Source organism: Streptomyces sp. CNB091 (genome assembly GCF_000377965.1).
The window spans coordinates 143,280-167,626 of record NZ_KB898999.1 but is presented as its reverse complement, the minus strand read 5'-3'; the positions used below and the strand labels follow the sequence as shown (position 1 = coordinate 167,626).

The window sequence follows — 24,347 nt, the reverse complement described above, 5'->3', positions numbered from 1 at the left end:
ACAGAAGAGGCCGACGTGCTGCAATGCACCGCCGTGACCCACGCTCCTCCCGGTGACGTTTCGGACACCGCCGTCCCGCCCTCCTTCCTCCTCTGCGAGCTGGGCGAGCACGACGCCTTCACCGAGCACGCCGCCTTCCTCCGGGCGGCCGAGCCGTCCAGCGCTCCGGCTCTGTGGTTCTTCTGGACCGGTACCGGCCCGGACCGGTCCCACCGGGTGGCCACCGTGCCGTGGTGCCCGGCCGTCCTCCGCCACCTCGGTTCCGGCGTCGTACGGCAGTGCGCGTTCCCCGACCATCACCCCGCGCCCCATTCCTGGAGCGTGACGGACCCGTTGGCCGACCTGATCGCCGAACGGCTCCTGTCCGGCGACGGGTCCGACACCTCATGAGGACGGCCTCAACCGTGAACCAGTGCACCGCTGTTGCCCTGCTGAAGCCCCCGGATTTCCTTCTCCCCTTGTCCGCCCCCGGGCGCCGGCCGGAGCCCGGACACGTGCTCTGCGAACTGGGCGAGGACCACGACGGTGACCACGAGACCGACCGCGACCACGACGGCGACCACGCGGCGCTGCTGTGGGACGAGGGCGGGCGACCCGGAAGCGCCGTCTGGGTCCGGTGGAGCGCGGAGCGTACGCGCTTGGACTCGCTCCCGTGGTGCCCTGTGCGCGATGCGCGGAAGGAGTCGTGCGAGCTGTTCGCCGGGCATCGGTCCGAGCACAGCTGGGGCGTCACGGACCCCACCGACGAGGCGATCACCCGGACCCTCGCCGCGCAGCATCCTCATCTCTTCCCCGACTGCCGGGACGGGGGCGGGACGACGTGATCCGTACCGGCCTGTGAGCCGGATCACGGCCGCTTTCGGCGCGGACCGGGCCCCGGCGGGTGGTTAGGATGGATGGGCTCGGCCCCGTGGCCGAGGTGGTCGGACCCCGCCTTGCGGTGTCCGGTCCGAGGCTTGAAACCTCCGGCGCTCATCTGGACAGAACCCCGGAGGTTTCTTCATGTCTGTCCCCCTGCCTTCCCAGCCCTCCATACCCGATCCCCGCCGATGGTGGGCGCTCGCGGTGATCGCGCTGACACAGCTGGTGGTCGTGCTCGACGCGACCATCGTCAACGTGGCCCTGCCCCAGGCCCAGCTCGAACTGGAGCTGAGCGACACCGAGCGGCAGTGGGTCATCACCGCGTACGTCCTGGCGTTCGGCGCCCTGCTGCTGCTCGGCGGACGCGTCGCCGACTACTGGGGGCGCAAGCGCAGCTACATGGTCGGGATGCTCGGGTTCGGCGCCGCCTCCGTGTGGGGCGGTCTCGCGCAGAGTGGGACCGAGCTGATCGCGGCGCGCGGTCTCCAGGGCGCCTTCGCGGCGCTGCTGGCCCCCGCCGCGCTTGCTCTGCTGACGGTCACGTTCCCGGCCGGGCGCGAGCGCGGAACGGCGTTCGCGGTCTTCGGCACCGTCGCCGGCACCGGCGCCGCGGTGGGCCTGGCCCTGGGCGGCGTCCTGACCGAGTACGCCGACTGGCGGTGGTGCCTGCTGGTCAACATCGTCTTCGCCGTCGTCGGCCTGATCGGCGCTCTGCTGTTCGTCTCCGAGAGCCGGGTCGAGGGCGACAACCGGTACGACATCTGGGGCACCCTCGCCGTCACCCTCGGCCTGGCCGCCCTCGTCTACGGGTTCACCCTGGCCGAGTCCGGATGGACCGAGCCGGACACCATCGGCTTCCTCGCCGCCGGCCTGGTCCTGCTGGCGGTGTTCGTGTGGATCGAGTCCCGCGTCGCGCAGCCGCTGCTGCCGCTGCGCGTCGTGCGTGACCGCGCCCGCGCCGGAGCCTTCCTCATCCAGGCGGCCATCGGCGCCGTCTACATCGGGATGACCCTCTACCTGATGTTCCACCTCCAGATCGTGCTCGGGCTCTCCCCGCTGCTCGCCGGACTCGCGAGCCTCGCGATGACCTTCGCGACCATGATCACCGCACCCGTGGCCGCCAGGCTGCTGCCCACCCGGGGGCCGCGTGTCCTGATGACCGGTGGGCCGTTGATCGCCGCGGCCGGGATGGTGTGGCTGACCTTCGTCACGGCCGACGGGAGCTACTGGACGGAGGTGTTCGGCGGCCTCGTGGTCGTGGGCATCGGCATCGCGTTCGTGATCATCCCGGTGCAGAACGTCGCGCTCGCCGGCGTCGGTCACCACGACGCCGGCGCGGCATCGGCCCTGGTCAACTCCGCCATGCAGATCGGTGGCTGCGTGGGCCTCTCGGTGTTCACCACGATCTACCTCGGCGCCGTCGAACGGTCCGCCGCGGCCGGCCAGGGCCAGGCGATCGCCCTCACCGAGGGCTATTCCGCGGTGTTCCTCGCCACGGCCGTCACCCTGGTGGTCGCGGCGGTCGTCGCCGCGACCATGCTCCGCGGGCCGCGCCCCTCGGTCACCCCGCAGCAGCTCGCCGAGGTGCCGGTCCACGTCGGCTGATCGCCTGATCGCCGTCCTTGTTCCGGGAGCGGACCGGGGGCCGGGCTTTCTTCATTCGTGCGGTGTTCGGTCGGTACCGTCCGGGCGCCGTGACGCCCTGGACCCGCTTCCCCACGCGTCGGCGGCCACGACCAGGCACACGGCCACCAGGACCACGTTCTTGACGACGTACTGACCTTCCATGGTCGGCGCGGGGGAGTGGGACTGCCACATCGCGTCGGGCAGGAGGACGAGGGTCGAGAACACGCCGCCCATGTGGAGGAAGAACGCGACGAGGGTGGGGCGCAGCAGGCGGCCTCCCGCGATCAGACCGATCCCGATGGCCGTTTCCAGCGCCGCGAGGGAGAGCAGCAGCACCGTCTCCGGTACGAGGCCCAGGGTCATCTTCGTGGCCGCGTCGACGGCCAGTTGCTCGGCGGGGCTGGCCGAGGGGAACAGCTTCAGCACGCCGAAGCCGAGGAAGACGATCCCGACGGTCACCCTCAGCAGGGCGACGGCGCGCACGTTGACGTGGTCGGCCAGCCGTTGAAGGGCTGCTCGGGCGTCGGCTGTCGCCGGACGTTCGCGGCCGAAGCCGCGTGGGTGGGACGGGGGTTCAGGTGCGCTGCCGGGCGGGGGAAGGCTCGGCTCGGCGGTGTGGCTCCTCATGTGCGATCTCCCGCTGTGTCCGTGGGGGTGGGAAAGCGTGCATGGGCGGTCCACGCGGGTGCGCGGGCGCCTGTGGGGTGTCTCTGCGGGAAGCGTCGGCTCTTGTCGCTTCGGCGCACGGGGTGACGGGCCTCTCGCTGGCGCCCTGGGGTTGTTCTTCTCCTCGGCTGGGGGATCTGAAGGATCTGGAGGATCTGGGGGATCTGGAGGATCTGGAGGATTCGGGAGGTGAGCTCGAATGCGCCTGGCCTGGTACGTGGGCGAGGCAGGGGCGGCGCGTGATCACCACCGCCGACTGCCTCTCTCTGCTTGGTCTAGACCATACGGATGGGGGTCCGCAGGTCAAGAGGCTTATGGAGCGGCCTCTGTCGGAGGCGACGGATTCGCGCCAAGTTGCATCGGGGCAAAGGGCGTTGAGCGACGGCGCGCACGGCGCCCGCAGATCGGCCGCGCAGGCGATCGGGCCGGCCGTGCCCATGGGGCCGCCACCCGGCTCACCGGCCCGGACGGGCTCCGGCCCACCCCTCGGCTGAGCAGCCCCGTTCTCCCGACTTCGGGTCCCGTCGGTGTTCCGGGAGCGTCGGTCGGGCCGTACTCCCAGGGCCGCTTCGGGCCACGCGGGTGCTCCGCCGCCCCCCGCACCGGCTACCCGCCGGTGCGGGGGACTTCACCGGTGATTCATCCGGCCGAAAGTGGTCCGGCCGATTCCAGGAGAAAACTCTCATCGCCCGTACTCTGCGGCCGGGCACCCGCCCCCAGCTCCCGGGCGCCCCCCGAGCCGCCCCCGGACATGCGCCGGGGCCCGGAGCGCATGCCGCCCCGAGCCCCTGCGTAACCCGTAACCCGGGCCCGTAACCCGTGAACCCGTGAATCTGTGACCGGGAGGCGGCAGGCGGCAGGCGGTCGTCGGCCGACCCGCCCCGACCCGCCCCGCCCCGCCCCCGGTTCAGCGCTCCAGGCCGCCCCGCGCGATCACCTCCGCGTACCACCGCGCGCTGTCCTTCGCCGTACGGCGCTGGGACGCGAAGTCCACGTGCACGATGCCGAACCGCTTGCTGTAGCCGTACGCCCACTCGAAGTTGTCCAGCAGCGACCACAGGAAGTACCCGCGCACGTCCACCCCGTCCGCGATCGCCCGGTGCACCGCCGTCAGGTGGGCGTCCAGATACGCCACCCGCTCCGGGTCGTGGACCGCGCCCTCCGGGTCGGCGTAGTCGTCGTACGCCGCCCCGTTCTCCGTCACCAGCAACGGCACGGACGGGAGTTCGTCGCGGAGGCGGGTCAGCAGCTCGTACAGGCCGTTCGCGTCGACCGGCCAGTCCATCGCGGTGCGCGGGCCGGCCGCCGGGGTGAACGCCACGTGCTGTTCCGCGCCCGCCCACGGCGACGGGGAGGCCGAAGCGCCTGCCGAAACCACGCTGGGGGAGTAGTAGTTGATGCCCAGCGAGTCGATCGGCGTCGACGTCACCTCCAGGTCGCCGTCCCGGACGAACGACCAGTCCGTCACCTCCGCCGTGTCCTCGACCAGGTCCCGCGGCAGCCGGCCGTGGAAGACCGGGTCCAGGAAGATCCGGTTCGCCACCGCGTCGATCCGGCGCACCGCGTCCCGGTCCGCCTCCGTGTCCGTCAGCGGGCGCAGCGCGTGGAGGTTCAGCGTGAGGGAGATCTCGGCGGTGTCCGGCAGGAGGTCGCGCAGGACGCGGGCGCCCGCGCCGTGTGCCAGGTTCAGGTGGTGGGCGGCGCGCAGGGCCGCGAGGTCACTGGTCCGGCCGGGGGCGTGGACCCCCTCCCCGTACCCGAGGAACGCCGCGCACCAGGGCTCGTTGAGCGTCGTCCAGGTAGGCACCCGGTCGCCCAGCGCCCCGGCCACCAGGCCCGCGTACTCCGCGAACCGGTGCGCCGTGTCCCGCTCCGGCCAGCCGCCCGCGTCCTCCAGCTCCTGCGGCAGGTCCCAGTGGTAGAGCGTGGCGACCGGTCTGATCCCGGCCGCCAGCAGCTCGTCCACCAGACGGCGGTAGAAGTCCAGGCCGCGCTCCACGGCCGGGCCCCGGCCGGTCGGCTGGACCCGGGACCAGGAGACGGAGAACCGGTAGTCGGTGACGCCCAGTTCCTTCATCAGGCGTACGTCGTCCGGCATCCGGTGCAGGTGGTCGGCGGCGATGTCACCGGTGTCGCCGTTGCGCACCTTGCCGGGCGTCCGGCTGAAGGTGTCCCAGATGGACGGCGTACGGCCGCCCTCGGTGGCTCCGCCCTCGATCTGGTAGGCGGCGGTGGCGGTCCCCCAGCGGAACGCGGTGGGGAAGCGGAGTTCCGCCGTGGTGTCGGGGCGGGGACCCGCGGAGTTCGCCGGACGGGCATCGACAGCGGTCATGGACTGACACTCCAGAGGTGAGGGAGGGGGCGGGGGCCCGCAGGAGGGGCGGGGCCCGCAGGGAGGGCGGTCGGTCCGGCCGGGCGGGCGGTCCCGCAGGGCGGTCGGTCCCGCAGGGCGGTCGGCGCCGCAGGGCGGGCGCGGCCTCGCAGGGAGGGCGGCCCTGCGGGGCGGGGTGGCGTGCGGCGTCAGCCCTTGACCGCGCCCTGCATGATGCCGCCGACGATCTGTCGGCCCAGCAGGCCGAAGACCAGCAGCACGGGCAGCGTGCCCAGCAGCGTGCCGGCCATGATCACCGACTGGTCGTTGACGTATCCGCCGCCGAGCTGACGCAACGCGACCTGCACGGTCGGCTCCTGCGAGGACAGCGCGATGATCGGCCAGAAGAAGTCGTTCCACGCCGTCATGAACGTGAGCATCCCGAGCACCGCCATCCCCGGCCGCGCGATCGGGATCACGATCGACCAGAAGATCCGGGCCGTCGACGCCCCGTCCACCCGGGCCGCCTCGATCAGCTCGTCCGGCAGCGACTGCACCAGGTACTGGCGCATGAAGAACACCCCGAACGCCGAGACCAGGCCCGGCAGGATCACCGCCTGGAGCTGGTTCACCCACTGGAGCTCGGCGATCAGCATGAAGAGCGGGATCACACCGAGCTGCGGCGGGATCATCATCGTCCCGATCGTCAGCGTCAACAGCGCGCCCCGGCCCCGGAACCTCAGCTTGGCGAAGGCGAATCCGGCCAGCGTGCAGCACAGGACCGTGCCGATCGTGATCGAGCCGGACACGATCAGCGAGTTGAGCAGGGCCTTGCCGATGTCGGCCTCTTCGAGGACCGCGTCGAAGTTCTTGATGAGGTTCGGTCCGGGCAGCAGGCTCGGCGGCACCTGCGCCAGGTCCGCGTTGGACCGGCTGGCCGCGACGATCGTCCAGTAGAACGGGAACGCGGAGATCAGCAGCGCGAAGCCGAGGATGAGGTAGGAGAGCCAGCCGCCCTTCATCGTCCGGCCCGCGCCTTCTTTACGTATCCGCTTGCGCGGCGGGTCCTGCGGCGGGCGGCCCTTCCCGGGCGCGGTCGGCGGTGCGGCGAGCGCGGTCATCGGCCGGCCTCCTTGCGTGCGCGGCGGCGTACGAGCAGGGCGTTGGCCCCGACGAGCACCACGATCAGGACGAACATCACCCAGGCGATGGCCGCGGCCCGGCCCAGGTGGAAGAAGCCCCAGCCCTGCTCGTACATGTACAGGCCGAGGGTCTGGTACTGGTGCGAGATGCCGCCGGAGATCGATCCTTCGAACAGCAGCGGCTCGCCGAAGAGCTGGGTCGCGCCGATCGTCGAGATGATCACCGTGAAGACGATCGTGGGACGGAGACCGGGCAGCGTGACGTGGATGAACTGCCGCCAGCGCGACGCCCCGTCCATCTCCGCCGCCTCGTACAGCTCGTGCGGGATCGACTGCATGCCCGCCAGGTAGATCAGCGCGTTGTACCCGGTCCAGCGCCAGATCACGATGGTGGAGACCGCGATCTGCGAGGCGACCGTGCCCGTCTGCCAGTCCACCGGATCGAAGCCGACCAGCCCGATCACGTAGTTGATCAGCCCGAAGTCGCGGCCGAAGAGCTGCGCGAAGACGAGCGTGGCAGCCGCCACCGATGTCGCGTACGGGAGCAGGATCGCCGTCCGGATGAAGGTCCGGCCGCGCAGCTTGTAGTTGAGCAGGTGCGCGAGGCCGAGTGCCATCGCGAGCTGCGGGACCGTGGACAGCACGCCGATCGTGAACGTGTTGCGCAGCGAGATCCAGAAGTACTCGTCGGTGAACAGCGCCGTGTAGTTGGCGATGCCCCGCCACTCCATCTCGCCGCTCGTCTGGAGCTCGACCCGGTAGAGCGAGACGAACGCCGTGTAGAGGAGCGGGAAGAGTCCGAAGGCCAGGAAGAGAGTGAAGAAGGGGGCGATGTAGGCGTACGGGGAGGCCTTGCGCCAGGTGCGCCGGAGGGCGGCGGCCCGGCCGTCGTCGGGGCCGGGCCCGGTTCCGGACGGGCGGGGCCCGGCCTTCGCGGTGGCGGTGAGGGACACGGAGCGGCCCTTCGGGATCGGGAGCGGGCTGGGGGCGGAGGGGAGGCGGAGGAGAGAGACGTACGGGTGTGGGGCCGGCCCAGCCGCCGTGCGCGGGCGGGGAGAGTCCGAGTCCGGAGAGTCCGAGTCCGGAGAGTCCGAGTCCGGTGGGCCGGTCTCCGCCGTGTGCGGCGGGGGTGGGGCCGGCCTGTCCGCCGCCGTGTGCGGCGGGGGTGGGGCCGGCCCGTCCGCCGTGCGCGCGGGTGGACGGGCCGCCCCCTGACCGACGGGGGTGAGGCGGTGGGGCGGTGGGGCGGTGGGGCGGTGGGGTAGTGGGCAGTGGGGCGGTGAGCGGCGTCAGCCGATCACGTTGTTCACGCCCTTCTTCGCCGTCTGCCACGCCTTGTCCGACGACACCCCCTTGCGCTCGACCTCGCTCAGCGCGTTCGTGATCTGCTGCATCACGTTCTGGTCGTGCACGCCCAGCACCTGGACCGGGGACTCCTTGGCCGCCTCACCGAAGATCTGGCCGATCGGGGCGTTCGAGAAGTACTCGTCCTTCGCGCCCGCGATCGTCTCGATGGCGCCCGTAGAGGACGGGAAGTTGCCCTGCTTCTGGAAGACCTTCGCCTGCTGCTCGGGGGCGGTCAGCCACTCGATCAGCTGGTACGCCTCCTTCTTGTGCTTGGCCGCACGCGGGATGGAGAGGTACGAGCCGCCCCAGTTGCCCGCGCCGCCGGGGAGCTTGGCGATGTCCCACTTGCCCTTGCCCGCGTCGCCGGCCTGGCCCTTGACGTAGCCGAGCATCCAGGCCGGGCACGGGATCGTCGCGAACGAACCGGCCGCGAACGCCTGGTTCCACTGCGGGGACCACTGGTCCAGCTTGGCGCTCAGGCCCGCCTCGGCCGCCGCCACGGAGGTGTCCCAGGCTTCCTTGACCGCCGGGTTCTTCTCGTAGATCAGCTCGCCGGAGGCGTCGTAGTACCGCTCCTTCTCCTGGCCGATCATGATCCCGTAGAGCGAGCCGACGCTGTCCAGCCAGGCGCTCTTGGCGGGGGCCTTCTTCTTGTACTGCTTGCCCAGCTCCAGGTAGCCGTCCCACGTGGCCCACTTCGCTGCGAGCTCCTCGCGGTCCGTGGGCAGCCCGGCCTGCTCGAAGAGGTCGGTGCGGTAGCACATCGCCTCGGGGCCGACGTCCGTGCCGAGGCCGAGGATCTTGCCGTCCTCGGTCGTCGCCGCCGACCACTTGGCCTCGGCGAACTCGCCCTTGAGCTTGTCGGCCCCGAACTCCTTCAGGTCCTGGAACTTGTCGGACTGCTGCTGGGTGACCGAGGCGATACGGCCCACCTCGACGCCCTGCACGTCGGCGAGACCGCCGCCGCCCGCCAGCCGGGTCTGGAGCGACTTCCAGTAGTCCGCCTCGTCCTGGGTGTCGCTCTGCTTGATCGTGATGTCCGGGTTGAGCTTCTGGTACTCCTCGTACAGCCCGGCCTCCTTGAAGCCGAACGACCCGAAGAGGTCGACGTTGAGCGTGACCTTTCCGCCCGCGCCGTCGGAGGAGTCCGACGAGTCGCTGGATCCACAGGCGGCGAGGAGCGCCCCGGCGAGGACGACCGCGCCGAGGCGGGCGGTGGCTCTCTTGGCGGCTCGGGCGATGGGCATGGGAAGCCTCCCTTGGCTTCGGGATGAACCGAGCGCTTTGAGAGCGCTCTCAAACCTGCGTCTGGAGCGTCCCCCACCGCCCCCGCCCCGTCAAGACTCGAACGCATAACAGCTTGGGGTCGCACTCGACGCCCTTCCAATTGCCGTCTGTGCGCGATCTATTGACACCTACGTTTCAGGAGTTTTACGTTCCTTGGCACTTGAGAGCGCTCTCGGAAGTGCTCTCCCCCCCCCATGATCGAGGTGCTGCTCGTGCGAACCTCCCCCTCCAGACTGGCCTCCAGACCCGCCGCGGCGACGCTCCTCGCCATCGCCGTGGCCGCCGTGGGCCTGGGTCCCGCCGCATCGCCCGCTGCCGCCGCCACCATCCCCGCCGGCGCCGGCAGCTACTCCGACTCCCGCCCCGCCGGTACCTCCGGCCCGACCACCAACACCGGTGCGCCCGTCACCCCCAAGGTCACCGCCGCCGCACGGGACAAGCCGGTCCCGACCAACGACTGGTGGTCCTCGCTCGCCTACCAGCGCTACGGCGACAACCCGTACAGCACCCCCATGTACGGCCACCCCCTCACCTACCAGGCCAAGGCCTCCGGCCTGGAGGTCGGTTATCCGACCACGCCGGCGGTCGTCGGCGACGGCCGCCAGTACGAGTACGCCCACAAGGCCGACCTCACCGTCGGCCTCAGCGGCCTGAACTCACCCGACACCAAGGCCGACGCCTGGTCCGACTGGACGGTCACGCCCTACTGGGCCGACGGCTCCCGCACCTTCCGGGCCACCATCGGCCACGGCATGCCCTTCGTGTACGCCAAGGGCTCCGGCGGCGACGCGCGCATCACCACCGCCTCCACGCCCACCGTCTTCTCCGACCAGGGCAACGTCCTCGGCATCACCGTCGCCGGACACCACTACGCCCTCTTCGCCCCGACCGGCAGCGACTGGAACGTCTCCGGCACCGCGATCACGGCGGGTCTCGGCGGGAAGGACTACTTCTCGCTCGCCGTGCTGCCCTCCACGGACGCGCTCGCGACCTACAAGAAGTACGCCTTCAGCTTCGTCACCGGCTCCCAGGTGGCCTGGCAGTCCACCGGCGGCAACGTGCGGGCGACCTACAGCCTGACGACCGAGGCCAAGGAGGGCACCGAGCGCGGCACGCTCCAGGCGCTCTACCGCCACCAGTGGCTGCACACCACCGATGCGCTGACCCCTTACACGTACGTGTCACCGCGCGGCACGATGAAGGTGCGCGAGTCCGCCTCCTTCACCACCAGCCAGAAGAGCAACGGCGTCGTGCCCGCGCTGCCCGCCTCCAGCGGCGTCGACAAGGCCCGGCTCATCGGCTATCTCAACGAGGTCGCGAACGCCTCCGACCCGTTCTCGGGGGCCGCCGACACCTACTGGACCGGCAAGGCGCTCGGCCGCCTCGCCCAACTGGTGCCCGTCGCCGACCAGATCGGCCAGACCGCCATCCGCGACAAGCTCCTCGGCCTGATGAAGGGCCGGCTCCAGGAGTGGTTCACGGCGGGCGGGGCCAGTGAGTTCAGCTACGACAAGGACTGGAAGACCCTCACCGGCTACCCGGCCTCGTACGGCAGCGACACCGAGCTCAACGACCACCACTTCCACTACAGCTACTACGTCTACGCGGCGGGGATCATCGCCCAGTACGACCAGGCCTGGGTCGCCGACTCCGCCTGGGGCACGATGATCAAGCACCTGATCCGCGACACCGCCAACGCCAGCCGCACCGACTCCGCCTACCCGTTCCTGCGCGGCTTCGACGTGTACGCGGGCCACAGCTGGGCCTCCGGGCACCAGGGCTTCGCGGCGGGCAACAACCAGGAGTCCTCCTCCGAGTCCATCAACCTCAGCGCGGGACTCATCCTCTACGGCTCGGCCACCGGCGACACCAACCTCCGGGACCTCGGCAGCTACCTGCTGACCACCGAGTCCGAGGCGATCACCCAGTACTGGTTCGACGCCGACCAGCAGGTCTTCCCCGCCTCCTTCGGCCACGACACGGTCGGCATGGTCTGGGGCAGCGGCGGCGCGTACTCCACCTGGTGGACCGCCAACCCGGAGGAGATCCACGGCATCAACGTCCTGCCGGTTACCGGCGGTTCACTCCACCTGGCCCGCGAGAAGGCGGCCATCAAGCGGAACATCGCCGAGATGGAGCGCGAGAACGGCGGTCCCGCACAGGAGTGGCGCGACCTGCTCTGGGAGTTCGAGTCGCTGGCGGACCCGGCGGCCGCGAAGGCCAAGTGGGACGCGGCGAACGGGAACTACGGGCCGGAGCAGGGTGAGTCCAAGGCGCACACCTACCACTGGATCAACACCCTGAACACGGTCGGCGCACCCGACATGACGGTCAGTGGCGACCTGCCCACCTCCGCCGTCTTCTCGAAGGACGGCGTCCGCACCTACACCGCGCACAACCACGGCTCCACCGCCCGTACGGTCACCTTCTCCGACGGCAAGACCCTCGCCGTGCCCGCTCGTTCGACGGCCACGAGCACGGGCCCCGGCGGCGACCCCGGCCCCGGCCCCGACCCGGACCCGGAGCCGCCGACCGGCAACACCTTCCGCCTCAAGTCCGGCGGCGTCCTCACCACCGCCACCAACGACCCGGCGGGCGCGGACGCCATCGCCTCGGCCGACGGCGTCAACCGGGACGGCACCCCGTACCGGCCGACCGTCTACGAGGTGAAGAAGGTCAACGGCAAGGTCGCCCCCGGCGCGGCCACCGAGTTCCGCCTCCGGGTCGACGCGGGCACGAAGGTCGGGCTCGCCCCGCAGGTCCGGGTCAGCTACGACCTCACCGGCGACGGCAGGTTCGACCGGGCCGAGACCTTCCGCTACTTCGCGACCGACCCGGTCAACGGGTGGGAGGAGTACACGCAGGCGGTCGGTGCGAGGGCTGTCACCGGGAACCTGGGCGAGCTGAGGAACGGCACGGTCCGCCTGGAGATCTGGAACGCGCTCGGCAGCGGCACGTCCCAGGTGCAGACCGGCACGGACGCGGCTGTCCTGAAGATCCCGTACGTGTAGGCCGCGCGGGATCCCGTACGTGTGGGTCGCGCGCAATCCCGTACGTGTGGGTCGCGCCGACCCGTATGTGCGGGTCGCGCGGACTCATCCCGATAACCGGATAACCGGATAAGTGGCGGGATCTGTACGTGTAAGGCGTGACGGTACGGGCACGATTCGTGCGGCGGGTCTTCGGCTCCTCAGGGCGGAGGCCCGCCGCACTTCCGTACTTCCGCGCTTCCGCGCGCGTTGCGGTCAGGCCGAGGCCCGGCGCACCAGTGTCGTCGGGGTGATCACCGAGTCGGGCGCCGGTCCGCCGCCCGTACGGTCCCGGCCCAGGCCGCGCAGCAGCAGGCGGGCCATCAGCCGGCCCTGCCCCTCGATGTCCTGGCTGACCGTGGTCAGCGGCGGATCGGTGGTCCCGGCCACCGAGTCCATGTCGTCGAACCCGACGATCGCCACCTGCTCCGGCACGGCCACGCCGCGCTCCCGCAGCACACGCAACGCACCCGACGCCATCAGGTCGTTGGCGGCGAACACCGCGTCCAGGTCGGGCCGCCGCTCCAGCAGCTCCGCCATCGCCCGCGCCCCGCTCTCCACGGTGAACGCGCCCTCGGCGACGAGCGTCGGGTCCACGTCCGGCAGGACGTCCCGGTAGCCGTCGAGGCGGTCCATCGCCGAGGTCTGGTCGGGCGGTCCGCCGATGTGCGCGATCCGCTCCCGCCCGAGGTCCTTCAGATACCGCACGGCCACCCGCGCGCCGCCCCGGTTGTCCGCGTCCACATACGAGACGGCCTGGTCCCCGGGATCGGCGGTCCAGCTGGGCCGGCCCCCGTACACCGTGGGAATCCCCGCCCGCCGGGTGATCGCGGGCAGCGGGTCGTCGGTGTGCAGCGAGAACGCGAGCGCCCCGTCGACGTGCCCGCCGGACAGATAGCGGGCGATCCGCTCGAAGTCTCCGGGCCCCTCCACCAGCAGCAGGACCAGCTGGGTGTCGTGGGCGGCCAGCTCCTTGCTGATGCCCCTGATCTGCTGGGAGAAGAAGGGGTCGGAGAAGATCCGTATCTCCGGCTCCGAGATGACGACGGCCACCGCTCCCGTCCGCCGGGTCACCAGGGTCCTGGCCGCGTGGTTCGGGATGTAGCCCAGCTCGTCGACCGCCTTGAGTACCTTGTCCACGAGCGGCTTGCGGACTCCGTCGCCCCCGTTGACGACCCGCGAGGCGGTGGCCCGCGACACCCCCGCACGTGTCGCGACGGCTTCCAGGGTGGGCCGGGACCCGGGGGACTGCTCGGGCAAGGCGATCGCTCCTCGTCGACGGGGGCGGCGATACGCGGGCTGGTGCGTGGGGGTGCGTGCGCGGGGTGCTGTGCGCGTGCTCGGTGTCGCCGCCGGATCGTCTACAGCCTAGCGCCGGGCGCCGACAGCGCTGAGAGCGCTCCCAAACGGGGTGTGTGGGGGTAACCGTCGGTAGTGGGAAAGCGGTTGCCCGAACTGCGCCTCTTCCGGGCCAACTGCGCGTTGGACACGCTGGGTATGCATGACCATCACTCAGAGTGGAAGGTGTGCGGCATGGAAGCGATGGAGCGGCGCAGGGCGGCGGCGGACCGGGTGCGGGTGGCGGAGGACGCCGTGGAGTGGTTGAAGGAGGGGCTTGCGGGGTTCGGGGTGAAGCTGCCGTCCCTGCGGATCGATCCGGTCTCGTGTGCGGGTGACGAGCCGGTGCCCCTGGTCGACCTGGGCCGCTGCAACATCGACACCGCGTTGCGGTTGTGCGAGGTGCTGGCGGAGAAGGAGAGCGGTCATGACGGCTGACGGATACGGGCCGGGCGTGCCCGAGGCGGGCGGGTTCGCGGTGGACGCGCGGGACGGGCGGGTCGGCCGGGTGACGGGCCGGTCCGGGCCGAACGTGCGGCTGCGGCCGCCCGGCGGCGGGCCGGAGTGGGAATGCCCGCCGGCGGCGGTGCGGCCGGCGTCACCGGGAGTGGTGCTGCGGGCCCGGGTGACAGAGATCAACAGGGAGGGGCAGCTGCCCCGTTGAGGGCGGGCGGGGCGCCACGCGCGAGGCGGCGGGGCCGGCCCCTCCTCGGGGTCGGGCCCGCCGCCGTTCAGGGGGCGTACGCCGGGTCACATGATGCGGTACGCGAGGTAGTACGCGGACAGTTGCTCGTGGTAGCCCGGGTCGTCGGCCTGCCGGTGGCGGTCGAACTCCGGGGAGTCCTTCACCTGTTCCTTGGTGAGGTCGACGTAGACCTTCTGCTCCGCGATGTCGATGCGCTTCACCGTGCCCGCGGGCAGCAGGACGTCCTTGCCGAAGATCCAGACTCCGGTGTCGACGAGCAGATAGGCAGAACCCACCTCGTCGGAGTGCTTGTCGACCTTTCCGATACTGCCGTCGGTGGCCTCGACCGCATAGCCGGTCAGATCGGCGCCCGCGGTGTGACCGCTCGACGGCTGATAGCCCCACAGGGAGTCGCTCATTGTGGCTCCTTTCGCGAAGGTCGCCCAGTGCATTCGCACCCAGTGCATTCGTTCTGGTGGATCGGAAATGCACTTCTGATTTATCCACCGAATGATATTTCCGCTGAACTTCGTGTGCCCGGGGAGAGGCGGTGTACACCTGGGCGGTGCCGCCGGTCAGCGGCGGATGCTGGTCAGAAGTGACTACCAGCGGTACCACCGGCCCCGTCGGCCGCCGCTGGCGGAGGGACGGACGAAGAACCCTACGAGCCACAGCACCAGGATGATCACGGCTATCCACCAGAGAGCCTTGACCGCGAAACCGACACCGAAGAGAACCAGGGCGAGCAGAAGAACGAGAAGCAGGGGAACCATGACTATCAACCTCCGGAAATTCAGGTTCCCGCTTACATTTTTCCTACACATGAACGGTGCCGATAAACTCCCCCCGACCGGTCCGGGAACGGGGCGCGGTATCACTCGTGACCGGTGGCCGCCGCGCGCTTCCCTGTGCGGGGCCACTCGTTCGCGGGACCCTGGAAGGAACGGCGGACAGCCGTGAAAGCCCCGATCTAACCTCGTCGGCAAGGCCACGGAAGAAGGGACCCGCGATGACCGCAGCGTTCGTCGAGAACAGCCAGGCTTCGGATGGGCGCGCCTGGGACTACCTGCTGCGGACATGGCGTGAACTGGACGTGCCCGAGGGGTGGCGTGCCGAGATCGACGAGGAGCGGATCGTCTTGGGGCCACCGCCGCATGCGCACCACAGCGGCATCGCTGCCAAGGTGCAGCGCAGGCTCTACGCGACGCTGCCCGAGGACCTGGGGATCTACCAGACCCTCGGCGTCCACGTCGCCCCGCTCGGCAGGCTGTACGTCCCCGATCTGGTCGTCATGCCGACCGAGCTGATCGCGGCGGCCGATCCGGAGATCAGCGATCCGATGGACGCGGCGGAGGCGTTGCTCGTCGTCGAGATCACGTCGCGGGGCAACGCGCGGGAGGACCGCACCAAGGAGTACCGCGCGTACGCCCGCGCGGGAGTCCCGATGTACCTGCTGATCGACCGGTTCGACACCCGGGGGCCGATGGCCACGCTGTTCACCGAACCGAACGAGGACGGTACGTACAAGCACACGGACGCGGTGCCGTTCGGCAAGCCGCTGGCTCTGCCGTCCCCGTTCGACGTGCAGCTGATGACGGGGGAGTTCCCGGGGCCCGCCGTCTAGCTAGCGGGTGCCCGCCGGCGGGCGGGTGACCACCTTGATGTTGAAGGTGTGGGACCCCACGCCGCCCGCGATCCCCATGAAGAGGAACGCGAAGTGCTCCTGGCCGCGCGCCGTGGTGATGCCGCCGATGTCGAGCTGGGAGGACTCCGGCCAACCGAGGTCCGTGAGCAGCCGGCCGGTGGTGCGCTTGGCCTCGGCGTCGTCGCCGGAGAGGAAGACCGTGCCCGGCTCGGTGAGGTCGCCCGGGGCGGTCATGGTGGTGGAGTCCATCGTGCAGAGCGTCTTGACGACCGGAGTCAGCGGGAACGCCTCCTGGATCAGCTCGCCCAGGCTGCTGTTGGGGTGGGTGAGCGCGCTGAAGTCGTCGGAGAGGCCGACGCCGACGTCGATCAGCAGCGTGCCGGCCAGCGCCGGGGCTCCGATGGAGTGCAGCAGGTCCACGGAGACCCCGCCAGGGGTGGCGTTGACCAGCACCTCCGCGTGCGCGGCCGTCTCGTCGAGGCCGGCGACGGGCAGTCCGAGGCCGGTGCGTTCTTCGGGCCGACGTGATCCGAGGACGACGTCGTGTCCTGCGGCGCGCCAGCCGTGGGCCAGGGCGCGGGCGACATTTCCGGTACCGAGAAGTCCTATACGCATGGGGGAGACGCTAGCCAGCGGGGCCCCCGGGCGTATCGGGCTGGAGACCGGGGCGGACCGGCACCTGAGGCGTAGTCCGCAGGACGCCCCTGTGCGGAGGACGGGCCCGGTTCTCGCCCCGCACCGGTCACGCCGCTGTACGGGCCACGAAGGCCACCTCTTCCTGGTCCTCGTCGAGGGCGATGCTGAGGGAGGCGTCCAGGGCGAGCGCCAGCCGCCGGAGCAGGAGCAGCGTGGGCACCGCGTCGGCGCCCTCGACGCGGGAGATCTTCGCCTGGGTCAGTCCCGCTCGCTCGGCGACATCCTGCTGGGACAGGCCGAGTTCCTTGCGACGGTCGTACACCGCCTTGGCGAAGGCCATGGCGAGCCGGACTTCCGCGCGCTCGGCGCGGGTCTCCTCGGACTCGTCGGGCCCGGAGGCGAGTTCCTGTTCGCGCTTCAGCTTCCAGCGGCTGTGGTTCATGAGGTCTCCCTGCTCTCTCCGCGTGTGTAGGGGCGCAGGACGCCCTCGGCCTGCCCCCGCCGGGACGGGCGGAGGCAGGCCGAGGGCCGGGACGGGGTCAGACTCCTGCCGGGGCCTTCGCCGGGGAGGTGCCGGGGTCCGTGCCGTCGGAGTCGGAGTCGGAGTCGGGGGCGGGGCCGGAGCCCGTGTCGGCGGGGGCGGCCGGAGCGGTGGCGGGGTGGGTGTTGCCCTGGGCGGCGACCGTGGACGGGGCCGGTTCCTGGGAGACGTTGAACTCGGCCAGCAGGTCGTTGCCGAAGCCGAAGAAGTACGTCGCGACGAACCCGGCGACATAGCCGACGAGCAGGCCGCCCGCGTAGATCGCGATCGTCGAGCCCAGGCCGTGGTTGCCGTCGAGGAGGGGGAACAGGGCCCAGCCGGACGGGCCGATGGCCGTCGAGCCGACCGTGTCGCCGAGCTGGTTGAACAGGCCGACGAAGCCCGCGCCGAACGCGCCGCCGACGCACGCCGTGACGAACGGGCGGCCGAGCGGGAGCGAGACGCCGTAGATCAGAGGTTCGCCCACGCCCAGCAGGCCCGCCGGGAGCGCGGACTTGATGGTGCGGCGGATCGACTCGTTGCGGGGGAGGCGGAAGTACACGGCCACGGCCGCGCCCACCTGGCCCGCACCGGCCATCGCGAGGATCGGGAGCAGGACCGTGTAGCCCTGCTGCTCGATGAGCGTGGTGTGGATCGGGATCAGCGCCTGGTGCAGGCCCAGCATCACCAGGGGCAGGAACAGGCCGCCGAGCACGAAGCCCGCGCCCGCGCCGCCGTTGGACAGCAGCCAGTCGGCGAACGTGCCGATCGCGGACGAGACCTCGCCGGCCACGTACATCAGGCCGAAGATCGTCACCAGGCCGGAGATCAGCACCGTCAGGGTCGGGGTGACCAGGACGTCCAGCGCCTCCGGCACCCACCGGCGGCACCACTTCTCCACGTACACCGCGAGGACCGCCGCGCCCAGCGCGCCGAGCACACCGCCCTGGCCGGGGGAGAGCGTCTGGCCGAAGGCGTCGATGTTCGCGACGCCCGGGAAGACGATGATCGCCGCCACCGCACCGCCCAGGATCGGCGTACCGCCGAACTCCTTCGCCGTGTTGTAGCCCACGAACACCGCGATCAGCGCCATGAAGCCGGACGCCATCGCGGCCAGCGCGGGTGTCACGGCGGGCAGCCACTCCAGGTTCACCAGCAGGCCGTTGAGGCCCGCGATGATCCCGCAGCCGATGAGCGCCGGGATCAGCGGCACGAAGATGTTGGCGATCTTGCGCAGGAACAGCTTGAACGGGGTGGCGTTCTTCGCCTTCCGCTGCGCCTTGATCGCCGCGCCCTGTGCGGCCAGTTCCTCCGCCGATACGGCGGTGACAGCGGGGGTGCCGGCGGGGGTGTCCGCCGGGGCCGGGGCGGCCTCGCGGGCCTCGTCGACCAGCTGCTCGAACTCCGGGGTGACCCGGGCGACGGTGCCCGGGCCCAGCACGATCTGGTACGTGTCGTCGTCGACGACGCCCATCACGGCGGGCAGGGCCTTCAGCGCCTCGTCGTCGACGAGGGACCGGTCGTGCAGCCCGAGGCGGAGCCGGGTCATGCAGTGGGCGATGGAGGCGACGTTCGCCCCGCCGCCGACGAGCGGCAGGATCGCGGCGGCGGTGGCGCGGTTCTTGTCTTCTGTGGCCATGGTGCTCGGTGCCTTGCTGTGCGGGGGGTGGGGCGGGGGACCCGGGTGGGTCAGGTGGTGCGTGCGGCCGTGAGTGCGGCGCGGAGGTGGCCGTCCGCCTCGGTGAGGCGGGCGGCGGCGGTGGGGCCGTCGACCTGGCCGAGGATGACCAGGATCGCGTTCTTGACCTCGCCGTCGGTGGCGGCGAGCGCGGCCTCGATCTCGGCGTCGGACGCGCCGGTCGCCAGGGAGACGATGTGCCGGGAGCGGGCCCGCAGCTTCTCGTTGGAGGCGCGGACGTCGACCATGAGATTCCCGTACGTCTTGCCGAGCCGGATCATCGTGATCGTCGAGATCATGTTGAGGACGAGCTTCTGGGCTGTGCCCGCTTTCAGCCGGGTCGAGCCGGTGAGCAGCTCGGGGCCGACGACGACTTCCAGGCCGTGTTCGGCGGCGGCGCCGAGCGCGGAGCCGGCGTTGCAGGAGAGCCCGATGGTCAGGGCGCCCTGTGCGCGGGCGTGCTCGACGGCGCCGATCGCGTACGGCGTGCGGCCGGAGGCGGAGATGCCGACCACCGTGTCGTCGGCGGTCAGCTTCAGCCCGTCGAGGTCGGCGGCGGCCAGCTCCTTGCTGTCCTCCGCGCCCTCGACGGCCGTGACCATGGCGGAGGGGCCGCCCGCGATCAGGCCGATGACCTCGGACGGGTCGGTGTTGAAGGTGGGCGGGCACTCGCTGGCGTCCAGCACTCCGAGGCGGCCCGCCGTGCCGGCGCCCGCGTAGATCAGCCGGCCGCCGCGGGCCATGCGCTCGGCGGTGGCGTCGATGGCCGCGGCGATCTGCGGCAGCCGCTCGGCGACGGCGGCCGGAACGGTGGCGTCCTCGCCGTTCATGATCCGCGCGATCTCCCGCGTGGGCTGCCGGTCGATCTCGGCCAGCTCGGGGCGGAACGCCTCGGTGGTGAGGGTGGCCAGCTGGGCGCGGAGTTCGCCGTAGGTCCCGGAGGCCTCGGGGGTGCCGGTGTTCGCGTCGGTGGTGGAGGTCATGAGGTGCGGCTCAGCTTTCTCGGTGTTCTCGGTCTCGTACGCGTACGTGTGGTGCGTGGCATGCGCGGCATGCGCGGCATGCGTGGCGTGCGTGGCGTGCGTGGCTCTGACCGTGGTGGTTGGCCGGGGCGGTCAGCGGGTGCGCGGGTTGTGGCGGTGGGCCAGCGCCTCGTAGGAGGCGGCCAGGGCGGGCGCGGCGGTCTCGTACGTCCGCTGCGCGACGCCTATGAACAGACAGTCCACGACGAGCAGCTGGCTGGTGCGGCTCGACATGGCGGCGGGGCGCAGCTCGCTCTCGCGCGCGGTGGACGTGGTCAGCACGTGGTCCGCGTACTGCGTCACGGGCCCGTCGGGCCGTCCGGTGATCGCGATCGTCGTCGCCCCGCGGTCGAAGGCGACCCGCAGCGGCTCGATGACGTCGCCGGTGGAGCCGGAGTGCGTGATCGCGATGGCCACGTCGCCGGCGCGCAGCTGCACGGCGTTGGTCACCGCGAGGTGCGGGTCCATGTGGGCGTGGGCGATCAGCCCGATCCGGAGCAGCTTCTGCGCCAGGTCCTGGCCGACGAGGGAGGACGCGCCGATGCCGTAGACGTCGATGCGGCGGGCGGTCGACGCGGCGGCGACGGCGGCCCCCAGCTGTACGGTGTCGAGCCCGGCGGCGGTGTCGGCGAGGGTCTGCTGCTCGTCGTAGGCGAGCTTGGCGACCACGTCGGCGATCGGGTCGTCCACCGCGATGTCGGCGGTGACGGCGGGGGCCCGGCCGGACTCCTGGTGCGCGGCGAGGCCGGCCAGCGCGAGGCGCAGATCCCGGTAGCCGGGGTAGCCGAGGAGCCGCGCGGTGCGGACGACGGTGGCTTCACTGGTGCCGGTGAGCTCGGCGAGACCGGTGACGGTGAGGGCGGCGCACCCCGCGGGGTCGCCCGCCACGGCTTCGGCGACCAGCTGCATCGAGCGGGTCATGGAGGGGGCGAGGGTCCGGACCTTGGCGGCGAGGGCCGCGGGGGCCGGCGGGGAGTCGCCGCTGAAAATTTCCTTCACGTCACTGGTCACATCTGAAAGATATTTTCAACCGGGGGGTCCGTCAACCCCCCTTTGGTCCCTACCTCTGGCGGGGGCCCCACCGGCCCTCCCGGGGCGCCACCCGACGTCCCGGGGCGCCCCCGACGTCCTGGGGCGCCCCCAGGACTGCGCGGAGCCCCGGTAGCGCCCGGGGCGGGGCGTTTCCCGCGCGGGCGCACAATGGGGGCATGGAGTTGAACCCCCTGGAGCAGGCCCTGCACACCGCCCGCGCGCTCGTCATGGCCGACCTGGCGGCGGGCGGCGTCGCCGAGGCGGACATCGTCTCGCTGGTCGAGGACGCGGTGACGCACCGCCGCTGGTGGGTGGAGCAGTGGCCCGAGGGTGCGGACTTCCTGGCCGGGCTGGTCGCCCAGGACGTGCAGGACGCGCTGCTGGAGCGGTACGGGCGGTGGCCGCTGTGCCCCGCGTGCTCGGCGGAGGAGGAGCCGCACGCACTGGACGTGGAGCCGGAGCTCGGACCCGACCCGCACTGGGTGTGCACCAAGGCGGCCGTGGCGGTGGCGCCGGTGGGTGCGCTGGGCGAGGTGCTGCGGCGGTGACGCTCTACATCGACCCGCCCACCTGGCCCGGACACGGCCGCCTCTGGTCGCACCTGGTCAGCGATGTGTCGTTCGAGGAGCTGCACGCCTTCGCCGCCGCGATCGGCTGCCCGCCGCGCGCCTTCGAACGCGACCACTACGACGTGCCCCAGGCGCACTACGCGGACGCGGTGCGGGCCGGGGCACGGGAGATCGGCTCGAAGGAACTGGTCAGGCGCCTGACGGACGCGGGACTGAGGAGACCGAAGGGGAGGCCGGCGCCGGGCGTCCGTCCTTAGAGCCTTCGGCCGCGGGGACCGCCGTGCTCTTCGCGATCAGCCGCGACCGCGACCGGCCGCTCCCGCCGCCGCCGCGCTGGAGACGCAGCGCCACCCCCACCGCCGCCAGTGCCAGGGCGGTCATCGCCGCGCCCGCCCACGCCGTGGACGCGAACCCGAAGTCCAGGTCGATCACCGTGCCGCCGAGCCACGGGCCGCTCGTGTTGCCCAGGTTGAACGCCGCCGTCGTGGTGGCCCCGGCCAGCGTCGGGGCGGCTCCGGCCACGTTGAACATCCGGGCGTTCAGCGCGGGGGCCGTGAAGAAGGCGGACAGGCCCAGAAGGAACGCCAGCGCGATGACCGCGACCTGGCTGGAGGCGAAGAGGGCCAGCCCCACCAGGAACACTGTGGACGCCGTGATGCCGCTCAGCAGCACCCCGAAGAGGTGCGCGTCCGCGACCCGGCCGCCGATCATGGTGCCGATCAGCGCGCCCGCACCGAACAGGCCGAGGATCCACGGCACCCAGCCCGAGTCGAGGCCCGCCACGTCCGTGAGCAGCGGCGCCAGGTAGCTGAACGCGCAGAACACCCCGCCCGCCGCCAGCGCGGTGATCACGATGGCCAGCCAGACCTGCCGGTCCCGGTAGATCGCCAGCTCCCGCTTCAGCTCGGGCTTCTTCTCGGGCAGCGGGATCTGCGGGATGCGTGTGGCGACGCCGACCAGGGCCACCGCCGAGGCCGCGCCGACCGCCCAGAACGCCGATCGCCAGCCGAAGTGCTCGCCGAGGAAGGCCCCCAGCGGCACGCCCAGCACGTTCGCGACGGACAGGCCGCCGATCATCACGGCCATGGCCCGCGCCCGCTGGTTCACCGGGACCATCGCGATGGCCACAGCCGCGCCGACGGCCCAGAAGCCCGCGCAGGCGAGTGCGCTCAGAACCCGGGAGACGAAGAGGATCTCGTACGTCGGGGCCAGCGCGCCGGCGATCTGACCGAGGCCGAACACCGAGATCAGCGCGATCAGCGTGGTGCGGCGCGGCAGCCGAAGCGTGGCGACGGCCAGCAGCGGGGCGCCGATCACCATGCCGATCGCGAACGCGGATATGAGGAGTCCGGCCTGCGGGATCGACACGTCCATGTCGTCGGCGATGGGCGGGAGCAGGCCCGACAGCATGAACTCGCTGGTGCCGAGTGCGAAGACCGAGAGGCCGAGAATGTATACGGCCAGAGGCATGGGTGCGCGGCGGGAGGGAGAGTCGGGCATGACTCGTCCCAACGCCGGAGAACGCCTCCGCATTCCCGGCGTCGGACGAGAACGTGCCTGTTCACAGGTGCCTCACACCCGCCTCACACCCGCGTCACGCGGGATGGCTTCATACCCGCGTCACGCGGGAAGGGCGTGCAGCTTCTTGCCGTGCAGGGCGAAGACGCGCTTGCCGTCGGTGGCCACCAGCCAGGCGTGGTAATCGCCGGACTTGTCGTTGAACGTCCAGCGCAGGCCGCCGGCCTTCGCGTCGAAGGCGTGGACGCCGCCCTGCTTGTCGAGGTCGGTGGCCCCGTAGAGGGTGCCGCCCACCTTGACGAACTGCCGGGGCACCTGCCCGCCCGCGTCCTTGAGGGCCGTGGACTGCCAGATCTTCTTGCCGGTCCCCGGCTCGACGGCCCACAGCGTCCGGCCGCTGTCCGCGATGTAGAGCACGCCCTCCAGGAGGGTCGGCTCCCGGAAGGTGGTGAACTCCTCGGCCCGCACGGACCACTTCTCCGACCCGTCGGACAGCGCGAAGGCCTGGAGCCGCTGCCCCTGCGGGACGATCACCAGATCCTCGTGGACGACGAACGGCCCGTAGCTCGTCTTCGTCGTCTTCTGCGTCCACACCTGCTTGCCGGTGGCGGTGTCGCGGACCGTGAGGTTGTTCTTGAAGTCGGTGTAGACGAGATAGCGGCCCCGCACGGCGGCGTGGACGCCGTTCTGCTGGGTGCCGAGGTCGCGCTGTTCCTTCCAGGCGACCTTGCCCGTGCCGCTGTTCAGCGCGGCGATCACATTGGTGTGGGACGAACCGTCGGCCTCCAGGATCTCGGCGATGACGTACACCTGCTCCGCGTCCACCGCGACCGGCCTCGGCTGCCGGTACTCCTTGCCGAGGCGGCTGCGCCAGGTCTCCTTGCCGGACCCCGGGACGTAGCCGGCGACGCTGCCGTCGTACTTGCCGCTCTCCAGGTACAGGGTGCCGTCGCCGAGCAGCAGCGGCGCCCCGGGCACCGCGCCGTCCGGCAGCGACCACCGCTCCTCGCCGGTCGCGCCGTCGAAGGCGGTCAACGGATCGCCGCTCGCGATCACCACGCCGTCCACGGCCACGAGCTCGTCGTTGTCCCCGTAGGTCTGCGCCGACGTCGACTTCGTCCACAGCGGCTCGGGGGCCTTGCCGTCCTCGGACGCCTTCCCGTCCTCGGGGGAGGCGCTGCGCGGCGGCGGCGTGCTGCCTTCGCCGCCCGTCGCGAGCTCGTCCTCGCAGCCGGTCAGCCCGGCGCCGAGCGCTGCCATCGTGATCCCGCCGCCGGCCAGTCGCAGTATGCGCCGCCGGGAAGATCTGCCGACCGTCGTGCCGAGTCCCTTGGACATGTCGCTGTACCCCCGTGGAGTTGTCTGAGCGGATAGATGAGCGGATGGATGAGCGGGTCGCGATGCCGACGTGTGTGTGCATCTGCGATGCGAGACG

Annotated in this window: 24 protein-coding genes; 9 read left to right on the top strand and 15 right to left on the bottom strand. The window is 71.4% G+C overall.

Annotation, left to right across the window (positions count from 1 at the left end):
* Positions 1–15: 15 nt before the first annotated feature.
* The 3 genes from D581_RS0118900 to D581_RS0118890 all read left to right on the top strand — a co-directional run bounded on the left by D581_RS0118900 (position 16) and on the right by D581_RS0118890 (position 2,466).
* Positions 16–390, top strand: a complete 375-nt coding sequence (locus tag D581_RS0118900; protein ID WP_018958781.1) for a hypothetical protein — start codon at positions 16–18, stop codon at positions 388–390.
* Positions 391–404: 14 nt separating this feature from the next.
* Positions 405–824 carry a hypothetical protein gene (locus D581_RS0118895; protein ID WP_026290670.1) on the top strand — a complete coding sequence of 140 codons (420 nt, stop codon included), beginning with the start codon at positions 405–407 and terminating at the stop codon, positions 822–824.
* 178 nt (positions 825–1,002) lie between these two features.
* Complete coding sequence (locus tag D581_RS0118890; RefSeq protein ID WP_026290669.1) at positions 1,003–2,466, top strand: MFS transporter; 1,464 nt, start codon at positions 1,003–1,005, stop codon at positions 2,464–2,466.
* A 51-nt stretch (positions 2,467–2,517) separates the two neighbouring features.
* Here D581_RS0118890 and D581_RS0118885 read toward each other — a convergent pair whose 3' ends face one another.
* The 5 genes from D581_RS0118885 to D581_RS0118865 form a co-directional block, all read right to left on the bottom strand.
* A complete protein-coding gene (locus tag D581_RS0118885; protein ID WP_018958778.1) occupies positions 2,518–3,114 on the bottom strand; it encodes a hypothetical protein in 597 nt (198 codons plus the stop codon).
* Between the two features lie 946 nt (positions 3,115–4,060).
* The gene (locus D581_RS0118880) at positions 4,061–5,485 is read right to left on the bottom strand and encodes a GH1 family beta-glucosidase (RefSeq protein WP_018958777.1); all 1,425 of its coding nucleotides are present in this window, start codon (positions 5,483–5,485) and stop codon (positions 4,061–4,063) included.
* Positions 5,486–5,673: 188 nt separating this feature from the next.
* Positions 5,674–6,585 (bottom strand): carbohydrate ABC transporter permease, encoded by a 912-nt coding sequence (locus tag D581_RS0118875; protein WP_018958776.1) that lies wholly within the window; start codon positions 6,583–6,585, stop codon positions 5,674–5,676.
* Positions 6,582–7,559, bottom strand: a complete 978-nt coding sequence (locus tag D581_RS0118870; protein ID WP_018958775.1) for a carbohydrate ABC transporter permease — start codon at positions 7,557–7,559, stop codon at positions 6,582–6,584. Before D581_RS0118870 ends, D581_RS0118875 begins: the two co-directional genes overlap by 4 nt.
* A 336-nt stretch (positions 7,560–7,895) precedes the next feature.
* Positions 7,896–9,200, bottom strand: coding sequence for an extracellular solute-binding protein (locus tag D581_RS0118865; RefSeq protein ID WP_018958774.1), 1,305 nt, complete (start codon positions 9,198–9,200; stop codon positions 7,896–7,898).
* A gap of 234 nt (positions 9,201–9,434) precedes the next feature.
* On the opposite strand from D581_RS0118865, the gene D581_RS0118860 reads away from it, so the two are divergent.
* On the top strand, positions 9,435–12,251 hold the full coding sequence (locus D581_RS0118860; protein WP_018958773.1) for a glycosyl hydrolase: 2,817 nt from the start codon (positions 9,435–9,437) through the stop codon (positions 12,249–12,251).
* A gap of 234 nt (positions 12,252–12,485) precedes the next feature.
* Here the strand turns inward: D581_RS0118860 and D581_RS0118855 are convergent, their stop codons facing one another.
* Positions 12,486–13,529, bottom strand: coding sequence for a LacI family DNA-binding transcriptional regulator (locus D581_RS0118855; protein ID WP_018958772.1), 1,044 nt, complete (start codon positions 13,527–13,529; stop codon positions 12,486–12,488).
* A gap of 273 nt (positions 13,530–13,802) precedes the next feature.
* On the opposite strand from D581_RS0118855, the gene D581_RS0118850 reads away from it, so the two are divergent.
* Positions 13,803–14,045: a hypothetical protein gene (locus tag D581_RS0118850; RefSeq protein ID WP_026290668.1), complete on the top strand. Its 243-nt coding sequence runs from the start codon at positions 13,803–13,805 to the stop codon at positions 14,043–14,045.
* Positions 14,035–14,271 carry a hypothetical protein gene (locus D581_RS0118845; protein WP_018958770.1) on the top strand — a complete coding sequence of 79 codons (237 nt, stop codon included), beginning with the start codon at positions 14,035–14,037 and terminating at the stop codon, positions 14,269–14,271. The genes D581_RS0118850 and D581_RS0118845 overlap by 11 nt, the downstream gene beginning before the upstream one ends.
* An 86-nt stretch (positions 14,272–14,357) precedes the next feature.
* Here the strand turns inward: D581_RS0118845 and D581_RS0118840 are convergent, their stop codons facing one another.
* A complete protein-coding gene (locus D581_RS0118840; RefSeq protein ID WP_018958769.1) occupies positions 14,358–14,711 on the bottom strand; it encodes a PRC-barrel domain-containing protein in 354 nt (117 codons plus the stop codon).
* Between the two features lie 183 nt (positions 14,712–14,894).
* The gene (locus D581_RS0118835) at positions 14,895–15,065 is read right to left on the bottom strand and encodes a DUF5670 family protein (RefSeq protein WP_018958768.1); all 171 of its coding nucleotides are present in this window, start codon (positions 15,063–15,065) and stop codon (positions 14,895–14,897) included.
* A 236-nt stretch (positions 15,066–15,301) separates the two neighbouring features.
* On the opposite strand from D581_RS0118835, the gene D581_RS0118830 reads away from it, so the two are divergent.
* The gene (locus D581_RS0118830) at positions 15,302–15,916 is read left to right on the top strand and encodes a Uma2 family endonuclease (protein WP_018958767.1); all 615 of its coding nucleotides are present in this window, start codon (positions 15,302–15,304) and stop codon (positions 15,914–15,916) included.
* Here D581_RS0118830 and D581_RS0118825 read toward each other — a convergent pair whose 3' ends face one another.
* The 5 genes from D581_RS0118825 to D581_RS0118805 all read right to left on the bottom strand — a co-directional run bounded on the left by D581_RS0118825 (position 15,917) and on the right by D581_RS0118805 (position 20,804).
* Positions 15,917–16,552, bottom strand: coding sequence for an NAD(P)-binding domain-containing protein (locus D581_RS0118825; RefSeq protein ID WP_018958766.1), 636 nt, complete (start codon positions 16,550–16,552; stop codon positions 15,917–15,919).
* Between the two features lie 127 nt (positions 16,553–16,679).
* Positions 16,680–17,015, bottom strand: coding sequence for a helix-turn-helix domain-containing protein (locus tag D581_RS0118820; RefSeq protein ID WP_018958765.1), 336 nt, complete (start codon positions 17,013–17,015; stop codon positions 16,680–16,682).
* Positions 17,016–17,112: 97 nt separating this feature from the next.
* Positions 17,113–18,732, bottom strand: a complete 1,620-nt coding sequence (locus D581_RS0118815) for a PTS transporter subunit EIIC (protein WP_018958764.1) — start codon at positions 18,730–18,732, stop codon at positions 17,113–17,115.
* A gap of 50 nt (positions 18,733–18,782) precedes the next feature.
* Positions 18,783–19,754, bottom strand: a complete 972-nt coding sequence (gene murQ, locus D581_RS0118810) for an N-acetylmuramic acid 6-phosphate etherase (RefSeq protein WP_018958763.1) — start codon at positions 19,752–19,754, stop codon at positions 18,783–18,785.
* 132 nt (positions 19,755–19,886) lie between these two features.
* Positions 19,887–20,804, bottom strand: a complete 918-nt coding sequence (locus D581_RS0118805; protein ID WP_018958762.1) for a MurR/RpiR family transcriptional regulator — start codon at positions 20,802–20,804, stop codon at positions 19,887–19,889.
* Positions 20,805–21,001: 197 nt separating this feature from the next.
* On the opposite strand from D581_RS0118805, the gene D581_RS0118800 reads away from it, so the two are divergent.
* Positions 21,002–21,373: a hypothetical protein gene (locus D581_RS0118800; protein ID WP_026290666.1), complete on the top strand. Its 372-nt coding sequence runs from the start codon at positions 21,002–21,004 to the stop codon at positions 21,371–21,373.
* The gene (locus D581_RS0118795; protein WP_018958760.1) at positions 21,370–21,651 is read left to right on the top strand and encodes a DUF4031 domain-containing protein; all 282 of its coding nucleotides are present in this window, start codon (positions 21,370–21,372) and stop codon (positions 21,649–21,651) included. The genes D581_RS0118800 and D581_RS0118795 overlap by 4 nt, the downstream gene beginning before the upstream one ends.
* Here the strand turns inward: D581_RS0118795 and D581_RS0118790 are convergent.
* Together D581_RS0118790 and D581_RS0118785 are read right to left on the bottom strand one after the other, a co-directional pair.
* Positions 21,584–22,864, bottom strand: a complete 1,281-nt coding sequence (locus D581_RS0118790; RefSeq protein ID WP_018958759.1) for a Cmx/CmrA family chloramphenicol efflux MFS transporter — start codon at positions 22,862–22,864, stop codon at positions 21,584–21,586. The genes D581_RS0118795 and D581_RS0118790 overlap by 68 nt on opposite strands.
* Positions 22,865–23,014: 150 nt before the next feature.
* The gene (locus D581_RS0118785; RefSeq protein ID WP_018958758.1) at positions 23,015–24,250 is read right to left on the bottom strand and encodes an outer membrane protein assembly factor BamB family protein; all 1,236 of its coding nucleotides are present in this window, start codon (positions 24,248–24,250) and stop codon (positions 23,015–23,017) included.
* Positions 24,251–24,347 lie beyond the last annotated feature (97 nt).